The 22,010-nt window shown below is 69.8% G+C and carries 16 protein-coding genes; 8 read left to right on the forward strand and 8 right to left on the reverse strand.

Translation table 11 applies throughout. The features are described 5' to 3' along the window. The first annotated feature begins 96 nt into the window (after nt 1–96). Complete coding sequence (locus tag FN976_RS08875; protein WP_145892654.1) at nt 97–3,162, forward strand: ATP-binding protein; 3,066 nt, start codon at nt 97–99, stop codon at nt 3,160–3,162. On the opposite strand, the gene FN976_RS08880 is transcribed toward FN976_RS08875, so the two are convergent. From FN976_RS08880 to FN976_RS08890, 3 genes are all read right to left on the reverse strand, one after another. Continuing rightward, a complete protein-coding gene (locus tag FN976_RS08880; RefSeq protein ID WP_145892655.1) occupies nt 3,113–7,792 on the reverse strand; it encodes a Dyp-type peroxidase domain-containing protein in 4,680 nt (1,559 codons plus the stop codon). The two genes, FN976_RS08875 and FN976_RS08880, sit on opposite strands and share 50 nt — an antisense overlap. An 86-nt stretch (nt 7,793–7,878) precedes the next feature. After that, nucleotides 7,879–9,318 (reverse strand): pyridoxal phosphate-dependent decarboxylase family protein, encoded by a 1,440-nt coding sequence (locus tag FN976_RS08885; protein WP_145892656.1) that lies wholly within the window; start codon nt 9,316–9,318, stop codon nt 7,879–7,881. After that, nucleotides 9,315–9,935, reverse strand: coding sequence for a DedA family protein (locus FN976_RS08890; protein ID WP_145892657.1), 621 nt, complete (start codon nt 9,933–9,935; stop codon nt 9,315–9,317). The genes FN976_RS08885 and FN976_RS08890 overlap by 4 nt, the downstream gene beginning before the upstream one ends. A 116-nt stretch (nt 9,936–10,051) precedes the next feature. Between FN976_RS08890 and FN976_RS08895 the strand changes: the two genes are divergently transcribed. The 4 genes from FN976_RS08895 to FN976_RS08910 all read left to right on the forward strand — a co-directional run bounded on the left by FN976_RS08895 (nt 10,052) and on the right by FN976_RS08910 (nt 13,622). Continuing rightward, entirely contained in the window at nt 10,052–11,035 is a 984-nt protein-coding gene (locus tag FN976_RS08895) for a tripartite tricarboxylate transporter substrate binding protein (protein WP_145892658.1), read from the forward strand. A 94-nt stretch (nt 11,036–11,129) separates the two neighbouring features. After that, a complete protein-coding gene (locus FN976_RS08900; protein ID WP_145892659.1) occupies nt 11,130–11,603 on the forward strand; it encodes a tripartite tricarboxylate transporter TctB family protein in 474 nt (157 codons plus the stop codon). A gap of 4 nt (nt 11,604–11,607) precedes the next feature. Next, complete coding sequence (locus FN976_RS08905; RefSeq protein ID WP_145892660.1) at nt 11,608–13,098, forward strand: tripartite tricarboxylate transporter permease; 1,491 nt, start codon at nt 11,608–11,610, stop codon at nt 13,096–13,098. Nucleotides 13,099–13,151: 53 nt separating this feature from the next. Then, on the forward strand, nt 13,152–13,622 hold the full coding sequence (locus FN976_RS08910; protein ID WP_145892661.1) for a nuclear transport factor 2 family protein: 471 nt from the start codon (nt 13,152–13,154) through the stop codon (nt 13,620–13,622). Nucleotides 13,623–13,787: 165 nt separating this feature from the next. On the opposite strand, the gene FN976_RS08915 is transcribed toward FN976_RS08910, so the two are convergent. Continuing rightward, nucleotides 13,788–14,807: an Ldh family oxidoreductase gene (locus tag FN976_RS08915; protein WP_349291356.1), complete on the reverse strand. Its 1,020-nt coding sequence runs from the start codon at nt 14,805–14,807 to the stop codon at nt 13,788–13,790. 145 nt (nt 14,808–14,952) lie between these two features. Between FN976_RS08915 and FN976_RS08920 the strand changes: the two genes are divergently transcribed. Then, nucleotides 14,953–15,174, forward strand: a complete 222-nt coding sequence (locus tag FN976_RS08920) for a DUF3606 domain-containing protein (protein WP_145892663.1) — start codon at nt 14,953–14,955, stop codon at nt 15,172–15,174. Here the strand turns inward: FN976_RS08920 and FN976_RS08925 are convergent. From FN976_RS08925 to FN976_RS08935, 3 genes are read right to left on the reverse strand one after another with little or no spacing between them, the layout of a single operon-like run. Next, the gene (locus FN976_RS08925) at nt 15,171–15,710 is read right to left on the reverse strand and encodes an NYN domain-containing protein (protein ID WP_145892664.1); all 540 of its coding nucleotides are present in this window, start codon (nt 15,708–15,710) and stop codon (nt 15,171–15,173) included. The genes FN976_RS08920 and FN976_RS08925 overlap by 4 nt on opposite strands. Then, entirely contained in the window at nt 15,707–16,552 is an 846-nt protein-coding gene (locus tag FN976_RS08930) for an ABC transporter substrate-binding protein (RefSeq protein ID WP_145892665.1), read from the reverse strand. Before FN976_RS08930 ends, FN976_RS08925 begins: the two co-directional genes overlap by 4 nt. A 9-nt stretch (nt 16,553–16,561) precedes the next feature. Then, nucleotides 16,562–17,428 carry a phytanoyl-CoA dioxygenase family protein gene (locus FN976_RS08935; RefSeq protein ID WP_145892666.1) on the reverse strand — a complete coding sequence of 289 codons (867 nt, stop codon included), beginning with the start codon at nt 17,426–17,428 and terminating at the stop codon, nt 16,562–16,564. Nucleotides 17,429–17,490: 62 nt separating this feature from the next. Between FN976_RS08935 and FN976_RS08940 the strand changes: the two genes are divergently transcribed. Beyond that, nucleotides 17,491–18,765 carry a DEAD/DEAH box helicase gene (locus FN976_RS08940; protein ID WP_186510797.1) on the forward strand — a complete coding sequence of 425 codons (1,275 nt, stop codon included), beginning with the start codon at nt 17,491–17,493 and terminating at the stop codon, nt 18,763–18,765. Next, nucleotides 18,762–20,213 carry an RNB domain-containing ribonuclease gene (locus tag FN976_RS08945; RefSeq protein WP_145892668.1) on the forward strand — a complete coding sequence of 484 codons (1,452 nt, stop codon included), beginning with the start codon at nt 18,762–18,764 and terminating at the stop codon, nt 20,211–20,213. Before FN976_RS08940 ends, FN976_RS08945 begins: the two co-directional genes overlap by 4 nt. On the opposite strand, the gene FN976_RS08950 is transcribed toward FN976_RS08945, so the two are convergent. Beyond that, nucleotides 20,191–21,975, reverse strand: coding sequence for an HD domain-containing phosphohydrolase (locus FN976_RS08950; protein ID WP_145892669.1), 1,785 nt, complete (start codon nt 21,973–21,975; stop codon nt 20,191–20,193). The two genes, FN976_RS08945 and FN976_RS08950, sit on opposite strands and share 23 nt — an antisense overlap. Nucleotides 21,976–22,010: the final 35 nt, after the last annotated feature.

Below are 22,010 nucleotides of genomic sequence, written 5' to 3' on the forward strand. Positions count from 1 at the left end.
CGAATCCGTCCAGCCCGGTGGTGGCGGCACAACAGTGCCGCCCGCCGGGTCGCGTGCGTTCGCGGCACCGGCCGGGAGGTCGTGCAGAATCGCCGCATGATTCCCGCCCCTGCCGCAGGCGACGAGGGGCCCGGCTCTGCCAGCGGCGGCCAGCGGCGCTACGTGACAGTCCTGTTTTCCGACGTCTCCGGCTCCTCCGAGCATGCGGAGCGCCTCGAAGCCGAAGACTATTCCGAACTGCTCGCGCAGTTCCGCCGCTTCGCCCGCGAGGTCATCCCCCGCCACGGCGGCAGCGTGGCGCGGCTGCAGGGCGACGGCCTGCTGGCGATCTTCGGCCACCTGGAACCGCGCGAAGACGACGGCCGCCGCGCGACCGAAGCCGCCCTCGAACTGCACGACGCCGTGGCGCAACTGCGCGCCGGCAGCGGCCCGACGGCCACCACCTTGCAGCTGCATTCCGGGATCCATGCCGGCCTGGTGCTGGTGATCGAAGGCGACATCGAACGCGGCCGCTTCGACGTGGTCGGCGAGGTGCCGAACACCGCCTCGCGCCTGTGCGCGCTGGCCGCCACGGGCCAGATCCTCGTCAGCGAGGAAACGCTGGGGCCGCAGGCGCACTTCTTCAACGCTTCGACGCTGCGCCGGCTGGTGATCCGCGGCCGCGCCGAGCCCCTCAACGTGTTGCGCATCGACGGGCGGGCCTCGGTGGAACGGCGCTTCGACGCGGCCAGCCGCCGCGGCGTGCTGCCTTTCGTGGGGCGCAAGGCGGCGCTGGCGGAATTGCTGGCGGCCGCCGAGCGGGCCCGCCGGGGTGAATCGCCGCTGGTGGTCGTGAGCGGCGAGCCCGGCATCGGCAAGACGCGCCTGGTCGAGGAATTCCAGCGCCGGCTGGAGCCGGACGCCTTTCACGTCCTGCAGGGCTACTGCGAAAGCTACCTGGGTGCGGAGCCGCTGCAGCCGTTCATGCAGTGGATCCGCGGCGCCCTTGGCCGGCAGGCGCCCCTCACCGACGACGAAGCGCTCTCGCCGGCCGCGCAGGCGCTGCTGGGCGGCGCGGGCACCCGGGCGTCACCACATCCGGTGCTCCTGGTCACGGCGATCATCGAATTGATCGGCATGCTGGCGCGGCAGCACACCCTGGTGCTGGTGCTGGACGACTGGCAATGGGCCGACGACGCCAGCCGGCAGGCGCTGGAAACGCTGCTGGCGCGCCAGATGCCGGTGCTGGTGATCGTGGCGACCCGCCCGAGCAAGGAAGCGGACCCGGGGCTGGCCGATGCCCGCACGCTCCTGCTGCAACCGTTCGACGCGGTCGACAGCGCCGACGCCATCGCGGCCTGGCTGCCCTCGGTCGAGCCTTTCGTCACCCAGGAGATCGTGCGCCAGTCCGGCGGCTCGCCGCTCTTCATCGAAGAGCTGTGCCACGCGGCGGCGCAGGGCGATTTTCATGCGACGGCGCGGCGGGCCAGTGCGGCGTGGATCAATGCGCTGGTCGCGTCCCGCCTGTCGCGCTTGCCGGAGGCGCAGGCCGAGGTGCTGCGCGCGGCCTCCGTCGCGGGCAACGTGTTTCCCGACTGGTTGCTCGAACGCATGGTCGGCGAGGATGCCGCGGCACCGCTGCTGCAGGCGCTCTCGGCCACCGATTTCCTGGTCGCGGCCGGCCAGCCGGGCATGCTGCGCTTCAAGCACCTGCTCACGCGCGATGCGGTCTACGGCACGGTCCACCCGGCGCGGCGCCGTGCGCTGCACCTGCGCGTCGGCCAGGTGCTCGAGGAAGTCGGCAACCAGGACGCGTTCGAGTGGCTGGAGGCCCTCTCCTATCACTACGACGCCGCCGGCGTCAGCGACAAGGCCGCGCAGTACGCCGAGGCCGCCGGCGACAAGGCGCTGGCCGCCATGGCGACCGACCGGGCACGCGTGCACTACCTGACCGCGCTGCGATCGCTCGACGCCTTGCCGCAATTGACGCGGCCTCTCAAGGTGCGCTGGTGCGCCCTGGCGCAGAAGCTGGGCCAGGCCTGCGTCTTCGACCCGCTGGACGTGACCGAGGGTTCGCTGATGTTCGAGCGGGCCGCCCGGCTGGCGCGCGAGACCGGTGACCAGAACGCGATCGCGCGCGCCGAATACTGGCTGGGCTACGTCAACTACGGCCGCGGCCGCCCGCGCGTCTCGGTGCAGCACTGCGAAACTGCCCTCACCCATGCACTGGTGAGTGAAGACCTGAAGCTGGTCGCCCAGGTCGAGGCCACGCTGGGCCAGGCGCTGGCCTCGGCCGGCCGCTACGACCGGGCGCTGCCGTTGCTGACGCGCGCGGTGGAGAGCAAGCGGCAGCAGAGCCGCCCCGGCAGCGGCACGGCCGTGGGCTCCGCGTACACGCTGGCCCGCATCGCCTACACGCTGGGCGACCTGGGCCGCTTCGACGAGGCCCACGCGACCTTCGCGGAAGCGCAGCGGCTGCTCGGCGACAAGGAGCACTCGGTGGGCGCCTCGGTGCTGGAACTCGTGTGCGCGGTGCACCTGTGGCAAGGCCGCTGGGAGGAGGCGCGGCGCGCGGGCATCGAAGGCAGCGAGATCGCGCTGCGCTGCCGCAGCCGCTACCTCGTCGCCATGGGGCGCGCGCTGGCTGCGTGCGGCGGCTGGGCGCTGCAGGAGGACCCGGCGTCGCTGCAGGTGCTGCGCGAAGCGACGCAGTGGATCGAGGAACGCGGCGGCGCGGTTTCGACGTCGCTCAACCACGGCTGGCTGCTGGTCGCCACCGTGCGGCTGGGGCTGGAGCAGGAGGCGCGCCAGCATGCCGTCAACCTGTTCCGGCGCGCACGCGCGGAAGACCGGCACGGCCAGGCGATGGGCTGCCGCTCGCTGGCCCGCCTGGCCGCCGCGCACGGCGACGTGCCGCGCGCGCTGCACTATCTCGCGCTGGCCGACCGCGCCGCGGCCGTGCGCGATTCACCGCGCGAGCGCGCCGTGACGCAGCTGGTGCGTGCCGAGCTGGCCCCGATGCTGGGCCGCGCGGCGGATGCCGCGCCCCTGGCGAGCTCCGCCGCCGAAGCGTTCGAATCCATGGCGATGCAGTTCCACCTGGAGCGCGCCCGCAAGGTGCTGCGCGGCGAATTCACGGGATCTGCTGGATCGCCTTCGCCAGCTTCGCCGCCAACAGCTTGAAGCCGGCGTTGGTCGGGTGCAGGTCGTTCGCCCAGGCGAGGTCCGCATCCGCGTCGTCGGGCCACGCGGCCTTCAGCGTGCCACGCAGGTCCACGTGGATCACCTTCAGGCCGTCGACCTTGCCGTCGAGCTTCGCCAGCACTTCGTCATTGAGCTGGTCGATCAGATGCTTCATGCAGCCGGCCGCCGCAGCCATCACCGCTGGATCGCCCAGGTTGTAGTCCTGCTCCTCGAACGGCTGGCGCAGCCAGCGGCCGAACTCCATGGCCCCGCGCGGCAACGGGTGGTCGTAGCCGTGCACCAGCACCGGCAGCCGGCGGCCGACCCGGGTGAATTCGGCCTCGATGGACCGCAGCACCCGCAGATAGGAATCCATCAGCATGTCGATGTGCGCCTTGACCAGCAACGGGTCGAGCTTGGGCAGCGGATGCGCTGCGGTGCGCCGCACGATCATCTGTTTCAGCGCCGCTTCGGTGGAGTCGTTACCGCCCCCGGACAGCAGGACGGCCTTGGGCTTGCGCAGTTGCAGCTCGTTGGCGATGAACTGGCGGAACGGCCCCGGCTTCGCGGCCATGGTGGCGATGCGCGGCCACTGCTCCCAGTTGCAGAAGCGCCGGCTCAGCTGGTAGTTGTGCTGGCTTTCCAGGCAATCGCGCAGGTCGCTGCCCAGGTCGATGCCGAGCCGGTAGTCCAGCCATGAGTCGCCCCAGGCCAGCACCGTCGCGCCGTTGGCGGCGGGCAGGTCGGCGCGGGCCTGGGTGAAGCGGTCCATCAGTTCCTGCAGTTCGTCGCGCAGGTCGACCGCGTCCAGCAGCTTCTCCTTCAGCTCGTCGAAGAAGGAGGGTTCCGGGGGCTTCGGCGGCGGCGGGGCGGGCGGCGGCACCCAGCCGGAATCACCCTCGATCTGGAAGGTGAGCGGCGCCGCGCCCTGGCGCAGCAGCTCGGGCCGCGTCAAGAGCGCGGTCAACGTGCCCAGCATCGCGCCGATACCTGCCTCGTGGCCGGGGCAGGCGTGCAGCGGTCCGCGCTGCGCACCCGTTCCACGCTGGCCGCCGAACATCAGGCGGCCGTCGGCAATCCCTTCGGCCAGCGACTGCTGCGTGCCGGAGACCTTGCCGAGCACGACGACATCGCCCGCCTTCACTTCCTCGTTGCCGATGGTGTGCGCCTCACTCACCTGACGCCAACCCACGGGAGGCATCGGCCGCATGCGCGCCGCGTCGGCCAGCGCGCCGGCGACGAAGGCGTCGGCCGTGGCGTAGTCATGGTGGCCGGCGAGTTCGGCGCGCAACGCGCCGAAGCGGCCGGTGCGCTGCCACTCGCGCAGCACGTTCAGCACGGCGCCGATGGTGGTGGGGCTGAAGCCCATGATCACGCCGATCATGGTGCGCGCCGCGAAGCCGTCGCGGTCACGCAGCGGGTGCTCCAGCGCGGCCTTGGCGATGGGCGCGGGCGTGTGGCCGTCGCGCATGGTCGGCAGGTGCTCGCGATGCGCCGCGACGAAGGCGAGCATGGCCTCCTCCAGCGCCTTGCCGTGCTGCTGGCCCAACGCTTCGGCGGTCTTGCCGGGATTCGGCTGGAAGAAGTAGCGCGAGGGCGCGGCGAAGTGGCCGGGGTACAAGGGCGGCTGGCCGGGCTGCCAGCCCGCGTCGCTGCCGCGGCGCAGTGGCGCACCTTCGGTGTCCTTCAGGCCGAACCAGTCCTCGATCAGGCAGGCCACGACGTGCTCGACGACTTCGCGGGCCTCGAAGCCGACCTCGAAGCGCGCATCGCGCACTTCCACCGACTTGCGCCTGGCCTCTTCGACGATGGCGTCGATCTTGGCGTTGGCGGCGGCCTTGGCCACCTCGAAGACGCCGCGCTTGTCCAGCGCGGCGACGGCGGCGTTGATGGGGTCGGCCTGCTCCTCGTAGGCCGGCCCGGCATCGAGCCCCAGGAAGATCTCGCCGAAGCTGGAGCGCATCCGCTTCATGTGGCCGCAGACGCTGTACTGCCCTTCGGGGTTGTGCAGCACCTTGAGCATGCGGTCGCGGTCGGCGACGAGCACGCCGTAGGCCGTGCGCAGCACACCGCCGTGGTTCTCGCGGATCGCGGCCCAGATCGAAGCCGCGTCCAGCCGGTCGACGCTGTCCGGGTCTTCCATCGCCGCCTTCCAGCCGTCCAGCGTGTTGGCCGCCTGCAGCCGCGCGATGAGCGCTTCTCCCCGCGCGGCGTCCCAGGGCACCGGGGGCCGCGCACCGGCGGCGCGCGCCGCCTTGGCCGAGAGGTCATCCAGCACCTGCACCGAAGGCGCGAGCAGGTACATGCCCCATTCCAGCTGGGTCAGCGGCTGCGGTGCGTCGAACAGCACCGAAGCGGCTTCCAGTTCGACGTGGAAGGTGTGGTCCTTGTGCTCGAAGCGGAAGTAGCGCGCCTGGCCGCTTTCCCCAACCCCCACGATCGGACAGACCTGGGCAGACGAACTGCCGGTGCTGTTGCCCCCCACCAGCCAGCGCTGCACGATCTCGAACTGTTCGCCGATGTCGGCGTTGTAGGCCATGAACAGCAAGCCGCGGTCGGCGTCGCGGTCCCCCTCGCCGGGCGCGCGCAGCGGGCCGTAAGGCAGGCTGCGCCGCATCAGGCGCGGCAGGCGGCCGGCATCCTGCGGGTCGGCGCGCGGGTGGGCGCGGCGGATGTGCGCGTGCAGCGGGCACAACTGGCCGCCGGGGTCGGGTTCGTAGTCGAAGCGGTTGCGCTCGTTGCGCTCCAGGATCTGCGGCGCCACCATCGGCATGCCGTCGCGCGAGCGCCCCATCAGCTTGCCGTAGACGATCTCGGTGTACTCCGACGGGTCGCCGCCCAGGGCCTTGGCCATCTCCATGGCGGTTTGGGCCACCGCGCGCTCCAGCCGGCTCGCGAACTGCCGGTACTTGCGCATCACCAGGAAGCTGCCGTTGGCGAGCCAGGCCAGGCGCGGATCCTTCTCGGGGTCGGCCGGCACATCCTGCGCGTTCGGGTGGCCCTGGATGATCTCGCCCAGATGGATGCGGTTGCGGTCCCAGGAGTCGCCCTCGACGTCGGGCTGGCCATCGCCGTCGGCGTAACCGAAATGCTCGATCGGGACGTCACGGCCCGCATGCTTGCGCAGGTTGCGGCGCAGCGACTGGATGGCCAGGATGCGCGTGCCGCGGGCGATGCCTTGCAGCGCCGCCACCTCGTCGCGCAGCGGGTGATGAAGCTCAAAGTAGTCGAGCGCACGCTCCTGGGCCGCCGTCGCGCGGCATCGCAATTGCAGCACGGCATGGACGCCGTCGAGTTCGGCGGTGATGACCTCGTGCGGCCGCTGGTCGAGCGTGATGAACCGGCCCGGCAGCCGCCAGCGCCGCGGATGGTTGTGGCGCACGTCGCCCAGCTGGCCGGCGCGCGCCGCCATGCCCTGGCGGAACTCCTCCGGGAACAGCGCCAGCTCGTCTTCCGTCAGCCCGGCCACCCGCAGGCCCGCCAGCGTGAGCGCGACGTTGCGGAAGACGATGCCCGGGCCCGCGATGTGCCGGTCGGCATCCTTGGTCACCGCGCCATGGGCCCAGGCGAAGAAGCGGCTCGCCGCCGCCGCGTCGTCGAACGCCAGCAGCAGCACCAGGCCATGCGTGATCTCTTCGTAGGGTCGCAGGATGCCGCCCTGGATCTGCGCGCGGTGCACCGCCGGGACCGGCGCGCCGTCGGGCGCCGGCTGCTCGGGCCGGCGCAGTTCGGCGTCGCCATGCGAATCAGGGAACAACCAGTCCAGCTGGCGGGCGAACCGCGTGCGCGCCTCCGCCAGCGGCGCCTGCGCCAGCCTGGCGTCGCGCATGTGCACGAACTCCAGCAGCAGTTGCAGGCTGGCGCGCCGCAGGAAGTCGCCGTCGACGGTGCCGGGGCGGTAAAGGTCCGTCAGCCGGTACAGCACGGCCAGGCCCTGCAGCCCGGTCCGCACGCGTTCGCGCACCATGCGGATGTCACCCGGGTAGGCCACCTGCGGGTCGTCCGGCAGCGTGTCGATGCCCTGCACCAGGCGCGACACCTGTTCCTCGGCCGACGGCAGGACGGCATGCATGGTGTGGCGTTCGCGCTCCTCCAGCGACTGCGCGCCCGAACGGGCCCGCATGCGCTCCACCCGGCGGTGGTACAGCACGTCGCGCGCCGTGAATTCGGGGGGGCCGTAGAAGAAGCCGGTCTCGCGCTGCACGCTGCGCGCCCACGCGGCCCACTGCCGGTAGGTGCTGCCCCAGGCCGGCACGTAGCCCTCGGTGTCGAAAAAGATCAGGTCGAGCAGCGTGCCGACCTTGTCCCAGAGCACGCGGATGTACGACTCCCAGCTGCCGTCGAAAGTGACCGAGAGCAGCACCATGTCGCGGCCTTCGAGCTCGAACACGGCGACCCGAACCGACTGGATGACACCCACGCGTTCCACCGAGTCGGACAGCAGGCGTGCCGGGGAATATTCATGCGAGGCGGTGCGGGCGCCGTGCAGGGCCTCGAGCACGCGCTTGATCCGGGTCTTGTAGGTGACCGACTCCATCGAGTCGACGAAGCCGGTCTTGACGGGCGCCAGCAGGGTCAGGTCGGAACTGCCCCCCAGGCTGCGGCCCTTGATGATGACGTCGCGTTGCACGGTACTGCTCCTCGGGGTCGAGGACGCATCGTGCCCGCGACGGCGCGCGGCGTCATCCTATCAATGGAGGATGTTCCGGGATTCCCCTAGCCCCGGCGCTGCTTCCACGCGACGTACCAACCCGCGACCTTCTGCGCCACGGCATCGACGACGCCGGCTGCCGGCGGCGCCGCATGCAAGTCCAGTTTCTGGCCACCCGCACGGTACATCTGGAGGAAGAGATCCAGCACCTTGTCCTTCACCATGCCCCGCAGCGGCACGTGGCTCATCATCCCGTAGGTGGCCGCGCTGCCGCTGCGCGCCAGCGACGGATCGGCCTTGACCACGGCCACCGCTTCGCGCAGATCGTGCAGGTAGGCGCCGACCACGCCGTCGTGCGCCGCCGTCACCATCGCGTGGAGGCCGTCGGGTTGCTGCAGGCGGTTCACCGTCCAGCCCTTCGCGTCGAGCTGGTCGCCGACGGCGAAGATGTTCACGGCGCGGTCGCGGGCACCGTAGGCCAGCAGCGGCCCGCTGGGGTCGCCCAGCACCTGCAGCTCTGGGATCGCCGCGATGCCGTCCCGCATGGCGCCGAAAGCTTGCATCGTTCGGGCGGCCAGCTCGCGATAGCCCGCCTCGCCGAAATGCTGCATCGCGGCCCACGCCGCCGCGTAGGCGCCGCCCGGGCGCGTGCCCAGCAGCGCGGGCGAGGCGAACACGCCGCCCGGCCAGTCCTGGTAGACGAACATCTGGTGGCGCAACAGCTCCAGGCTGCGGTAGGTGATGGTGGAGGCGCCCTTGGCCGCGAAGCCGTACTTGTGGATGTCGGCGGAGATCGAGGTGACGCCCGGCACGCGGTAGTCCCAGGCGGGCAGGGCCCGGCCATTCATCTCCATGAAGGGCAGGATGAAGCCGCCCACGCAGGCATCGACGTGCATGGGCACGCCGCGCGCCGCGGCGATGGCGCCCATGGCTTCGATCGGGTCGATGGTGCCGTGCGGATACTCCGGGGCTGAGCCCAGAACCAGCACCGTCTGCCGGTTGACCAACCCCGGCAGTTGCGCGACATCCGCGCGCAGGCTGGCGTCCAGCGGCAGCAGCCGGGGCCGCACGCCGAAGTATTCCGCTGCCTTGAACCAGGCCACGTGCGCGGTCACCGGCAGCACCATCTCCGGCTTCTTCACGCCGCGCTGCGCGAGCGCCATGTCGCGATAGGTCTTCACGGCCAGCAGGCAGCTCTCGGTCCCGCCGGAGGTGACGACGCCGCAAGTCTCCGGCGGCCCATGCAGCAGGCCGGCCAGCACGGAGATGATCTCCGTCTCCATCCGTTTCAGGCTCTGGAAGGCGGTGGGATTCAGGCCGTTGGCGGACTGGAACGACTGCCAGGCCTGGCCCAGGAATTCATCGTGCGCGTCGTCCAGCCAATAGACGAGGCTCCACAGGCGGTTGGACTTGTAGTCGGGGTCGCCTTCCGCGAACGCGCGCAGGGCCTGCAGCACCTCCTCGCGCGGGCGCCCTTGCGGCGGCAAAGCCGCATGTCCGTTCACGCGGACGGCCTCGCCCGCGTGCGGCGCCAGCGTGCCGCGGCCCAGACCAGCAGCGCCAGCACGACGACCGCGCCCACCAGCACGCCCTGGAACTGGCCGACCAGCGCCATGATCTCCTGCCAGCGCCCGCCCACGTAGCGCACGCCGTACACCAGCAGCGGCAGTTCCACGACCGCGGCCAGCCCGTCATACAGGAACAGGTGGCGGTACGGCATCTTCAGCGAACCGGCGGCGAAGAACAGCGCCGTGCGCACGCCGGGCATGAAGCGCACCACGAAGATGTAGGCGGGCCCATAGCGCCGCATCGTGTCCTGCGTGGCGGCCAGCCGCGCGGGCGAGATCACGCGCCCCGCCCACCGGTGCGCCAGCAGGCGCGTGCCGAAGCGATGGCCCCAGTGGAACACCAGCGCATCACCCCCGATGAGACCGAACCAGGCGACCACCATCAGCGGCACCGGTTCCATCACGCCCTGGAGCGTGAGAGCCGCGGCCGCGAGCAGCAAGATGTCCTCGTTGATCGGCGCGCCAATGCCGCAGCTGAACAGCAGCGCGAAGAGCAGCGCGTAGGCGGGGAAGCCGGAGAGCGACTGGAGGAATGCGAGCGCGGAGTCGAACATGGCGTGGACGGGAATGTTAGCCGTGCGACTGCAGGCGGGTTTCCCCCTAATGGCTTGAAACGGCCGGAGCGGCTAGATTCGAGAAGTTGTACGACAACTTACAGGAGCACCCCGTCATGTCCCGCCCCAGCCGCCGTTCCCTCCTCGCCGCCGCACTCACCGGCCTCGCGCTCACCGCGGTGACGCTGCCCGCGGCTGCGCAGAACTATCCCAGTCGCCCGATCCAGCTGATCGTGCCGTGGGGCGCCGGCGGCGGCACCGACGCGACGGCCCGCATCATCGGCAGCCTGCTGGAGAAAGACCTCGGCCAGCCGGTCAACGTCGTCAACCGCACCGGCGGCAGCGGCGTCGTGGGCCACGCGGCCATCGCCTCCGCCCCGCCCGACGGCTACACCATCGGCCTGGCGACCGTCGAAATCGGCATGATGCATTGGCAGGGCCTGACGGAACTGACCGGCGCTTCGTACACCCCGATCGGCCTGGTGAACGCGGACCCCGCCGGCATCCAGGTGCGCGCCGACGCCCCCTACAAGACCGTGCAGGAACTGCTGGCGGCCATCAAGGCGAGCCCGGGCAAGCTCAAGGCCTCGGGCACCGGCCAGGGGGGGATCTGGCACCTGGCCATCGCCGGGCTGCTGCGCGACCAGAAGATCGATCCGGCGGCCGTGCCCTGGGTCCCGAGCAATGGTGCCGCGCCCGGCCTGCAGGACATGGTGGCCGGTGGCGTGGACATCGCGCCCGTCTCGCTGCCCGAGGCGCGGTCGCTGATCGATGCCGGCAAGGTGAAGAGCCTGGCCATCATGAACGACAAGCCGGCGGCGCTGTACCCGAACGTGCCGACGCTGAAGTCGGCCATCGGCAGCGACTGGACGATGGCCGCCTGGCGCGGCATCGTCGCGCCCAAGGGCATCCCCAACGACGTGCGCGACAAGCTGGCCGCGGCCATCCGGAAGGTGGCCAACAGCAAGGAATACACCGACTTCATGGCCAGCCGCGGGTTCGGCGTGGTCTATGCGGGCCCGGAAGACTTCGGCAAGTTCATGGCCAAGTCCGACACCGAACTCGGTGCGACGATGAAGGCTGTGGGGATCGCGAAATAGACGCCTTGTCATCCCCGCGCAGGCGGGGATCCAGGGTACTGAAAGATGGAAGGCGGGAGCCCTGGATTCCCGCCTCCGCTGGAATGACGAACTTGTGAAACTCAACGACGCGGTTTTCGGGCTGCTGCTGCTGGCCCTGGGCGGGCTCGTGCTCTTCGCGGTGCAGGGCTTCCCGAAGATCCCGGGGCAGCCGGTAGGGCCGGCGCTGTTCCCCGGCATCATCGCCATCGGGCTGTGCGTTGCCGGAGCTGGCCTGGTGGTGAAGGGCTGGGTCCAGCGTGGATCGCAGCCCTGGATCGAGTTGGAAGACTGGGTGCGTTCGCGCCGTCACGTCGCTGCACTGGCGGTGTTGCTGGGCTCGATCGTGTTCTACATCGCGGCGGCGAACTGGCTGGGCTTCCTGCCGGTCGCCGTGATCGTCCTGACCGCGCTGATGGCCACGCTGGGCGTGGGGCTGCCGCGGGCGCTGCTGATCGCCGTCATCGCGACGCTGCTGATCCACTTCGCTTTCTACAAGCTGCTGCGCGTGCCCCTGCCCTGGGGCGTGCTGAAGAACTTCGCGTGGTGACCTGATGTGGACCGCACTCGTCCAGGCGTTCGGCATGGTGTTCGAGCCGGTGACGCTGATGGCCATCGTCGGCGCCTCGCTGTTCGGCCTGTTCGTCGGCGCCGTGCCCGGCCTCACCGCCACGATGGCGACGGCGCTGCTGGTGCCCGTGACCTTCTTCATGCCGCCCATCCCCGCCATCGCCACCATGGTGACGGCGACGGCCATGGCCATCTTCTCCGGCGACATCCCCGGCTGCCTGCTGCGCATCCCCGGGACGCCGGCGTCGGCGGCCTATACCGACGAAGCCTTCGCCATGACGCGCAAGGGCGAAGCGGAGATCGCGCTGGGCGCGGGCCTCGTCTTCTCGGCCGTCGGCGGCCTGTTCGGCACCGTCGTGCTGATCGTTGCAGCGCCCGCCCTGGCGAACTTCGCGCTGAACTTCAGCTCGTTCGAGTACTTCTGGCTCGTGCTGCTGGGTCTCACCTGCGCGGTCTTCATCACCTCCAGCAACCCGCTCAAGGGCATCGTGATGCTGCTGCTGGGCCTGCTGGTGGCCTGTGTGGGCCTGGGCAACCCCGCAGGCTTCCCGCGCTTCACCTTCGGCAACGCGGAGATGACCGGCGGCATCGGCATGATCCCGATGATGATCGGCATGTTCGCCATCTCGGAGGTGATCCGCTACGTGGTGGACACCAGTCCACCGGCGGAACTGGTGGTCGAGAAGGTCGGTAACGTGATGCGCGGCCAGTGGGAACTGGCGAAAAAGTATCCCAAGCAGATCCTGCGCGGCAGCGTGCTGGGCACCGCGGTGGGCGCCCTGCCCGGCGCCGGCGCCGACATCGCGGCCTGGATGTCGTACGCGATGAGCAAGAAGTTCAGCAAGGAGCCGGAGAAGTTCGGCACCGGGCACGTGGAAGGCATCGTGGAATCGGGCTCCGCCAACAACAGCGCGCTGGCCGGCGCGTGGATCCCCGCCCTGGTGTTCGGCATCCCCGGCGACTCGATCACGGCCATCGTGATCGGCGTGCTGTACATGAAGAACATGAACCCGGGGCCGACGCTGTTCACCACGAACCCGCAAAACATCTACGCGGTGTTCATCCTCTTCATCCTGGCCAACATCATCATGGTGCCGCTGGGCATCCTGTGCATCAAGGTGTCCAAGCGCATCCTGAAGGTGCCACGCAACGTGCTGATGCCGCTGATCCTGCTGTTCTGCCTGGTGGGGACTTTCGCGATCAACAACTCGATGTTCGACGTCGGCGTGATGCTGGTGGCGGGCGTCATCGCCTACCTGCTGGAAGCGAACAAGTTCCCGATCGCACCGGCCATCCTGGGCGTGGTGCTGGGTGGGATGCTGGAGGAGAACTTCATCACCTCGATGATCAAGTCCAACGGCAACTACACCGGCTTCGTTTCGCGGCCGATCGCCGCGGGGCTGGCGGTGATCACGGTGCTGGTGTGGGTGGTGCCGCCGGTGTTGCGGTGGTGGCGCGGGCGGCGCGCGGTCTGAACCCCTGATCCCTCCTGCCGTTTTCGGGCGGCTGGCTGGATAGACTGGTTGGCATGAATACGACCGAAGCCGCCACCGAATCCGAACTGGAAGGCCTGCGGCGCCTGAACAGGCGCTTCATCCACAACTTCGTGACCAACGACGTGGCCTCGCACGACGCCATCCTGCATGCGTCGTTCCGGGCCCTGTATCCAGGCGGCGTGCACATCGACCGGCAGGCGTACTTGAGGTCGTGGAGGACTGGCTTCGATCCGGCCGCCATTCCGTACTGGGACATGCGCGACCAACGCATCACGGTGGCGGGGGACACCGCGCTGGTGGGTGCGACCAACAAGTGGATTCGCGTACGTGACGGCATCGAATCGACCGGCATGACGTGCTACACCGATACCTACATCCGCACGCCGCATGGCTGGCTGTGCGTGCTCGCGCAGCTCACCCCCGTGACACCGGAGAACCACCCGGGTGACGACACCATCGTCGTCAAATACTTGCGAGGCGTCCTCCAGGACGCATCAGCCTAGGAGCCTGGGCGGCAGAGAAACGGGCCTGCGCCGGCACCTGAATCAGCGCCAGGCCAGGCGCGGCTGACGCGGTGTGCTTCCGCACATCAGGAGGCCGTAACGACGCCTGGCGCCGATTCAGGTACCGGCCCGGAGGGTTGGGCCGTTTCTCTGCCGCCCAGGCTCCTAGCCAGGCAATGCCACGTCCAGCTTCTCCGCCCACGGCTTGAGCGCGGGCAGGATGCTCGCATGCAGCACCACGCCCTGCTCGCGCTGCTCCCGCGCCAGCGCATCGCCCTTCTCGCCCGGCAGGCGCACCGCCTGGCCGGTACGTGCGGGCCGCGAGGCATGACACAGGTCGACCACGGCCCCCGTCTGCCGTTCGAAAGCAGCCAGCCCCGCGAAGCGCGCCGGGTCGATGACCTGGAGGAACACGGTCGCGCCCCAGCCCTCGCGTGCATCGGCGCGGCCATGGCCGGTGAGCCCGCCGGTCAACGCCTCCACCAGCAACGACAGCCCATAGCCCTTGTGGCCGGAGTCCAGCCCGCCCAGCGGCAGGATGGTGCCCTTGGGATCGGCGAACAGCACCGCCGGATCGTCCGAGGGCTGGCCATGGCCGTCGATCACCCAGGGCGCCGGCAAGCGGCCCTTCTCCTGGTGCACGCGGTTCGTCAGGCCGTTGGTGGTGGCGGAGGTGGAGATGTCCACGACCACCGGCGCCGCGCCCGTGGGCCAGCCCGCCGAGATGGGGTTGGGCGTGAACACCGGGTCCAGCCCGCCGAAGGGGGCGACGCTGGCGTTGTTGGGATCGGAGCAGGCCAGCAACAGCACCAGGCCTTCGCGGGCGGCGCGGGCGTGATAGCTCGCGAGGCTGGCGATGTGGTGGCTGCGCCGGATCACCACCGTGCCGGTGCCGAGAGTTCGCGCTCGTTCCGTGGCCGCGGCCATGGCCTGCAGCACCAGCCACGGGCCCGGCAGGCGCCGGCCGTCCCAGGTCAGCGCCGCGGGCGCATCGTTGACGACTTCGGGATCGCCTTCGACCCGCATGGAGCCGGACTCGATCTCCTTCAGGTAGCCCGGCAGCTGCGCCAGCCCGTGGGTGGTGTGGCCTTGCAGGTCCCCTTCGACGAGGATGTCGGCGACAGCAGCGGCCTTGTCCGCGGGCATCCGGGCCGCCACCAGCAACTGCTGGGCGAAATCGATCAAGGAGGCTGCGGAATGGCGAGGCGGCTGTGTCATGGCCGCAATATATGACACCCGGCACCGCTCAGGATTTCGGGTTCAGGCCTACACACGGCTGTCGCAGCGCGCCCTACCCTTGCTGATCCAACAGCAGCATGGAGAGACAAGCATGGCCCAACCCTCTCAGGACCAACCCGACCGCATCGATACGAACGACAAGGCGAAGTGCGAATCGTGGGCGCGCAAGCTCAACGTGACGCAGGAACAGCTGCGCGAAGCGATCGGCGCGGTGGGCGACAACGCCAGCGACGTCGAGCTGCATCTCAAGGGCACGCGCAGCACCACCAACGACGACAAGATGGAGAAGGCGACCGGCTCGAAGGAACGCTAATCGGCCGCGGGTTCGGCGGCCGCGCTGCCGAGCAGGCTCTCGTAGTACCGGAACTCGTGGCAGCTCTTCGCCCAGTGCCGGTTGGTCGACTTGCGCGTGCCGACACCGACCAGCATGCGGCCGGCGGCCCGGATCTTGTGCGCCACCGGCATGAAGTCGCTGTCCCCCGCGACGATGACGACCGTGGCGATGTGGGGATGCCGCGCGATGTCCTCGGCGGCGTCGAGCGCGAGCCGGATGTCGGCGCCGTTCTTGGCGGCGGCTCCCGGTGGGAACAGCTGGAGCAGCTCCATGCTGTTCTGCAGCAGGGCGTCGCGGTAGCGCCCGAAGAACTGCCAGTTGCAATACGCCCGGTTGATGGCGATGGACCCGAAGGTGGCCGCCAGGTCGACGATGGCCTGCACGTCGACCAGCGGCTCCTGCAGCTTGAAGCGGCGGTCCGCCAGCCCGTACGAGCCCGGCTCCTTCTCCTCGCAGAGCGCGGCGTGCAGGTTCTCGAAGTCCCAATAGACGGCGACGGTTCCGGCCACCGTCACGGCTTCCCCGCCTTCGGATAGAAGAGCTGGTTGCCGGCCACCCGGTGCGCCGCGATCGCGGCCTGGGCCGGCGCGCTGAGCAACCACTGGGTGAATTTCTGCAGGTCGCGTGCGCGCTGGGCCTCTTCGGCCTTTTGCGCGTCGGTCTTCGCGCGAGTCGACTTGGGCAGCGTGACCGGCACCACGGAAAACCCGACGACCAGTTGCGGATCCCCCTCGACCAGCGGCACCAGCTCGCCCCGGCTGCGGAAAGCGGCCCAGGTGGCCTTGTCGGTCAAGGTGTAGCCGAAGGCCGTGGCGGCGATGTCGAGCGCGCGAGTCATACCGCAGCCGCAGTCGCGGTGGCTGCCGCCCTTGGGCCGCTTCATGCCGGCGCGCAGCCACAGGCGCTGCTCGAACAGGTGGGTGAGGCTCTGGTCGCCGCGCGAGATGAAGAGCGCGCCCGCCGTGTCCAGCTTCTTGAAGCCGGCCACGGCGTCCTTGCCACGCGCGCCCGTGGCGTCCGACTTCGGCCCGACCAGCAGGAACTCGCTGAACATCAGCGGGACGCGCTTGCCCGCAGTGCCTTGCGCGTTCAGCTTGTCCAGTTCCGGCCAGTCGTCTTCGACGAGCAGCATGTCCGCTTCGCCGCGCCGGGCCAGGTCCAGCACTTGGGCGGCCGTGCCCGCCGCGATCTGCACGTCGATCCCGCTGGCCTGCTTGAACCGGGGCAGCAGCTGGGCGAGCACGCCCGAGTTCTCGATGGCCGCCGTGGTTGCCAGGTGGATGACCCGGGCGGACGCCGGCGCGGCCAGCACCAGGGCCAGCAGCCCGGCGGCCAGGACGCGCAATGCGATGCTCATGCCCGCATCTTAGGCCCGCGGGCCGCTGCCGACCACGTTCACGTAGCCCTCGCGCAGCACCTTGGTCGGGTGCGACGCCGTCACATGGCCCATGAAGGGCGGCATGATCTCGTAGCCCAGCAGGGTCTGCAGCCGCGGCGACATCTGCCGAACGATCGCCGGCGGCACGCCGTGGTAGAAATTCTCCTGGGTCCGGGCCCAGGGCTCGCAGTACTGGTTGGAGAAGGCCAGCCGGGGCGCCTGGCTGCGGTTGGCGCCCCCGCGGTGCATCAGCGTGCCGTGGAAGACGATGCAGGCGCCGGCCGGCATGATCACCGGCTGCAATTGGCTTTCCAGCTCACGCGGCATGTCGGCATCATGGTCGCGGCCGTCGTATCCGCCGGCGATGCGCTCGTCGCTCCAGCGGTGGCTGCCGGGGATCACTTCCGTGCAGCCGTTCTCGGCAGTGAAGGCATCCACCGCCACGATGGTGCTGATGCTGATCGAGGGCCGCGGACGCGGGATGGGATAGAACGAGTCGTCGTAGTGGATGGGCTGCGGCGTCTCCCCAGGATGGATGCAGATGGCCTGGCTGGCAGTCAGCAGGTAGCCAGGGCGCAGCAGCGTGTCGAGGATGGCCATGACCCGCGCGTCCTCGGCGATCTCCTCGAACACCCGGCCCCGCCCCACCAGCGTGTAGACGCGCTCGGTCTTGAAGCCCTCGAAGTTGTTGCGGCCGGCATGCGTGTCCAGGTGCGGCGCCAGGCCCGCGCGCACGCGGGCCAGCATGGACGCATCGAGGAAGTCCGGAATGATGGCGTAGCCATCCGCCTCCAGCGCCTGGAGGTAGGGGGCCACGCCGGGAGCCGCCGGCTTGGCTGCGGTGTCTGCTTGCATGGCGCGAGTTTACGCAGCCTGCGCAGCCATGGCACATGGCTGCGCGTGCTAGCCTCCCGCTCGTGCCATTCACCCGTCTCGGACTTTCCCCCCCGCTTGCGCTCGCCGCGCAGCAGCTCGGCTTTGCCGCCCCCACCCCGGTGCAGCAGGAAGCCATCCCGCCCATCCTGCGTGGCGCCGACCTGCTGGGCGAGGCGCCCACCGGTTCCGGCAAGACGGCCGCCTACGCCCTCCCCCTGCTGCAGCGGCTGCAGGAAGGCCGTCAGTTCACACCGCGCCGGGTGCGCGCGCTGCTGCTCGTGCCCACCCGCGAACTCGCCGCCCAGGTGGGTGAAGTGCTGCGCAGCCTGGCGGAAGGCCTGCACCCATCGCTGAAGACGGCCATCGTCTTCGGTGGCGTCTCCATCAACCCGCAGATGCTGGCGCTGCGCGGCGGCGCCGACGTGGTGGTGGCCACGCCCGGCCGGCTGCTCGACCTGGTGGACAGCAACGCGCTGCGCCTGGGCGCTGTGGCCACGCTGGTGCTGGACGAAGCCGACCGCCTGCTCGACCTGGGTTTCGCCGACGAGCTGCGCCGTGTGCTGGCATTGCTGCCCGCGGAGCGCCAGAACCTGTTCTTCTCCGCCACCTTCCCGCCGGATGTCCAGGCGCTGGCCGACACCCTGCTGCGGGACCCGGTGCGCGTCCAGATCGCCGCCGCAGAAGGGAACGCGCCCGTCATCGCGCAACAGGCCATCGCCGTCGATCCGGCCCGGCGCACCGAGCTCCTGCGTCACCTGATCAAGACGAACGGCTGGCGCCAGACGCTGGTGTTCGTGGCCACGCAGTACGCGGCCGAACACGTGGCCGAAAAGCTCTACAAGAAGGGGCTCTACGCCACCGCGTTCCACGGCGACCTGAGTCAGGGCGCGCGCAAGACCGTGCTGGCCGAATTCAAGGCGAAGCGCTGGGACGTGCTGGTCACCACCGACCTGGCCGCCCGCGGCATCGACATCCCGCAGATGCCGGTGGTGGTGAACTACGACCTGCCCCGCTCCGCCGTCCAGTACGTGCACCGCATCGGCCGCACCGGCCGCGCCGGTGCCAGCGGGGTGGCCGTGAGTTTCGTGAGCGCGGAGACGGAGGCGCATTTCCGGCTGATCGAGAAGCGGCAGGGGCTCAGCCTGCCGCGCGAGGAAGTGCCCGGCTTCGAACCCGCGCAGCGCCCGGAAGGCGAAGCGCTTCGCACGCCGCCCGGAGCGACCGACGGCAGCGGCGGCATCAAGGGCAAGCGGCCAAGCAAGAAGGACAAGCTGCGGGCGGCCGCGGCGCGCAACGCCACTGGTGCCAAGCCATGACCGCCGACGAGCTGTACCTGTATGCGGTGGAGGCGATGCGAACGCGCGGCCTGCTGCCCGTGTTCGCGCCGCCCGCGCTGCAGGAGGCCGAAGCCGCGCGGCACGCGGGGCTGGAGCGCGGCCCCGCGATCCGCGACCTGCGTCACCTCGCCTGGTTCTCCATCGACAACGACGACACGCAGGACCTCGACCAGTTGAGCGTGGCCGAGACGCTGCCCGGCGGCGCGGCCCGGCTGATGGTGGCCGTTGCCGATGTCGACGCGAAGGTCCGCACTGGCGGTGCCGTGGACGCGCACGCGGGGACCAACACAACTTCGGTGTACACCGCGGCCGGCGTGTTTCCGATGCTGCCGGAGACCCTGTCCACCGACGCCACATCGCTGCACGAGGGGCAGGAGCGCCTGGCGGTCGTGGTCGACATGCGGGTGCAGGCCGACGGCACGGTCTCCGAATCGGAGGTGTACCGCGCCACCGTGCTTAATCGCGCCAAGCTCACCTACGCCGCCGTCGCCGCCTGGCTGGACGGCGCCGGCACGGCCCCGCCCCAACTCACCGCCGTGGCCGGCCTCGAAGACCAGCTGCGCCTGCACGACCTGCTGGCCGGCCGCCTGCGCCAATGGCGCAACGGCCGCGGCGCGCTGAACGTGCAAACCGTCTCGGCGCGGCCGGTCTTCCAGGACGGGCAACTGGTCGACCTGCGCTCCGACACGAAGAACCGCGCCAAGGACCTGATCGCCGACCTGATGATCGCGGCGAACGGCGCGACGGCGCGCTACCTGGTGCAGCAGGGCTTTCCGTCGCTGCGCCGCTTCCTGCAGGCGCCGCGCCGCTGGGACCGGATCGTCGCGCTGGCGGCGAGCCACCGCGTCCAACTCCCCGCAGCGCCCGACGCGCTGGCGCTCGACCGCTTCCTGCGCGAACGGCGGCAAGCTGACCCCTCGGGCTTCGCCGACCTGTCGCTCGCGGTCGTGAAGATGCTGGGCGCAGGCGAGTACTCGGCTGCAGCCGCCGGCGCGTCGGGCCTGCCGCACTTCGGGCTGGCCGTGAACGACTACGCCCACTCCACGGCACCGAACCGGCGTTTCCCGGACCTCGTCACGCAGCGCCTGCTGAAGGCGGCCATCGCCGGCAACGCAGCACCCTATTCCGCCGAAGAGCTGACTGCGATCGCGAAGCACTGCACGCTGCAGGAAGACAACGCCAACAAGGTCGAGCGCCAGGTGCTGAAAGCGGCCGGCGCCTACCTGCTGCACCACCGCATCGGCGAGCGGTTCGACGCGCTGGTCACCGGGGCCGCGCCCAAGGGCACCTTCGTCCGCATTCACAGCCCTTTGCTGGAAGGACGCGTCGTGCGCGGTTTCGAGGGCCTGGATGTGGGGGACGCGGTCAACGTGCGCCTGGTGGCTGTCGACGCCGCCCAGGGCTTCATCGACTTCGAGCGGGCCTGAGCGCCTCGGCTTCGACGTCTACCTCGTCGATCTGTTCCGGCTTGAGGTGCTGGGCGGCGTATTCCTTGTACACGCCCGACTCCAGGAACAGCTTGAAGAGATCCGGGTCGATGTGGTTGTCCTTGACCATGAACTGCATGATCCGGATCGATTCCGACAAAGTCTTGGGCGGCTTGTAGGGCCGGTCGGCCGCCGTCAGCGCCTCGAAGATGTCGGCGATGGCCATCACGCGCGCCGGCACCGACATCTCTTCGCGCTTCAGCCCGCGCGGGTAGCCGGTGCCATCCATCTTCTCGTGGTGCCCGCCTGCGTATTCGGGCACGCGGCGCAGGTGGCGCGGCCAGGGCAGCGATTCCAGCATCACGATGGTCTGCGCCATGTGCTCGTTGATCTTGTAGCGGTCCTCCTCGGTCAGCGTGCCGCGGCCGATCGACAGGTTGTAGACCTCGCCCAGGTTGAACTCGCGCTCCGGCGCCTTCAGGTTGAAGCCCCACAGGTTGCCTGGCGCGGAGAGCCGCAGGCCCTCGCGCGGGCTCACGTGGTCGTAGCGGTCTTCCAGCAGCTTTTCTTCCACCGGCAGCGGCCGCTCGGGAATCTCGTCGCGCCGCCTCTGCTCGGCGTACGAGATGCCGATGCGGTTGGACAGCGTTCGCGTCCAGGTGCGCTCGGCGATCTGCTGGAGCCGCTCGATCTTGGCCGGCGCCATGAACTCTCCGCCGACGTTGCACTCCCCGACGAAAGCGAACTCCTCGTCGAGCGTCGCGATCTCGGCTTCGTAGGCCGCCTGCAGTTCGGCCGAGTCGCCGCCCGCCAGCTTGCCCTTCAGCAGCTTGATCTCCGCGTCGCGCTTGAGCACCTCGAAACGCATCCGCACCTCATGGATGCGGTCGTAGATGGCCTCCAGCTTGGTCGCCTTGTCGACGATGTGCTCGGGCGTGGTGATCTTGCCGCAGTCGTGCAACCAGCACGCCACGCGCAATTCGTACCACTCGGCCTCGGTGAGGTTGAAGTCCTTGAACGGCCCGTCCTCGGCCTCGCACGCTGCGCGCACCAGCATCTCGGTGAGCAAAGGCACGCGCTGGCAGTGGCCGCCGGTGTAGGGGGACTTGGTGTCGATCGCCGCGGCGATCAGCGAGATGAAGGAATCGAGCAGCAGCTTCAGCTCTTCGATCAGCAGCCGGTTGTCGATGGACACGGCGGCTTGCGAGGCCAACGCCTGCACCATCGGCAGGATGCCTGCGGCGAACGGCACCACGTGGCCGGAGGCATCCTTGGCGTTGATCAACTGCAGCACGCCGATGACGAAGCCGTTGTGGTTCATCAGCGGTACCGTCAGGAACGAGCGGCAGCGGTAGCCGGTACGCCGGTCGAATTCCTGCGTGCCCGAGAAGTCGAATTCGTCCGTTTCCGAATAGGCGTCGGCAACGTTGATCAATTCGCCGGTATGCGCGCAGTGCGAGGCCACGTTGCGCATGTTCGGCTCGCCCTTCTCGGTGAAGAGCTGCACCGGCGGAAAGCTGATCTCCACGCCGCTGGTGCCTCCCATCGCCAGGCCCAGCGTGTCGTTGCGCAGGATCTGGAACTGCAGTTCCTTGCCCTTGCTCTTCAGGTAGAGCGTGCCCGCGTCGGCGTTGGTGAACGCCTTGGCTTCGAGCAGGATGCGCTCGCGCAGGCGAGCCGGGTCGCGCTCGGCCGACAAGGCGATGCCGATGTCGATCAGCTGCCGGTAGGCGTCGGCGGGCCGGTCCTGCGCAGTCTCCATGCGTTCATGCTACCTCTGCCGGACGCCGAGCGGGC

Origin of the sequence: Caenimonas sedimenti, from assembly GCF_007833165.1 — a bacterium.
Taxonomy (GTDB): domain Bacteria; phylum Pseudomonadota; class Gammaproteobacteria; order Burkholderiales; family Burkholderiaceae_C; genus Ramlibacter; species Ramlibacter sedimenti.

What these genes read in the sequence shown, in the direction of transcription:
- FN976_RS08905 (WP_145892660.1), top strand. Translation starts at nt 11,608, where the DNA reads ATGTGGACCGCACTCGTCCAGGCGTTCGGCATGGTGTTCGAGCCGGTG.
- FN976_RS08910 (WP_145892661.1), top strand. Translation starts at nt 13,152, where the DNA reads ATGAATACGACCGAAGCCGCCACCGAATCCGAACTGGAAGGCCTGCGG.
- FN976_RS08895 (WP_145892658.1), top strand. Translation starts at nt 10,052, where the DNA reads ATGTCCCGCCCCAGCCGCCGTTCCCTCCTCGCCGCCGCACTCACCGGC.
- FN976_RS08950 (WP_145892669.1), bottom strand. Translation starts at nt 21,975, where the DNA reads ATGGAGACTGCGCAGGACCGGCCCGCCGACGCCTACCGGCAGCTGATC.
- FN976_RS08930 (WP_145892665.1), bottom strand. Translation starts at nt 16,552, where the DNA reads ATGAGCATCGCATTGCGCGTCCTGGCCGCCGGGCTGCTGGCCCTGGTG.
- FN976_RS08935 (WP_145892666.1), bottom strand. Translation starts at nt 17,428, where the DNA reads ATGCAAGCAGACACCGCAGCCAAGCCGGCGGCTCCCGGCGTGGCCCCC.
- FN976_RS08875 (WP_145892654.1), top strand. Translation starts at nt 97, where the DNA reads ATGATTCCCGCCCCTGCCGCAGGCGACGAGGGGCCCGGCTCTGCCAGC.
- FN976_RS08920 (WP_145892663.1), top strand. Translation starts at nt 14,953, where the DNA reads ATGGCCCAACCCTCTCAGGACCAACCCGACCGCATCGATACGAACGAC.
- FN976_RS08945 (WP_145892668.1), top strand. Translation starts at nt 18,762, where the DNA reads ATGACCGCCGACGAGCTGTACCTGTATGCGGTGGAGGCGATGCGAACG.
- FN976_RS08890 (WP_145892657.1), bottom strand. Translation starts at nt 9,935, where the DNA reads ATGTTCGACTCCGCGCTCGCATTCCTCCAGTCGCTCTCCGGCTTCCCC.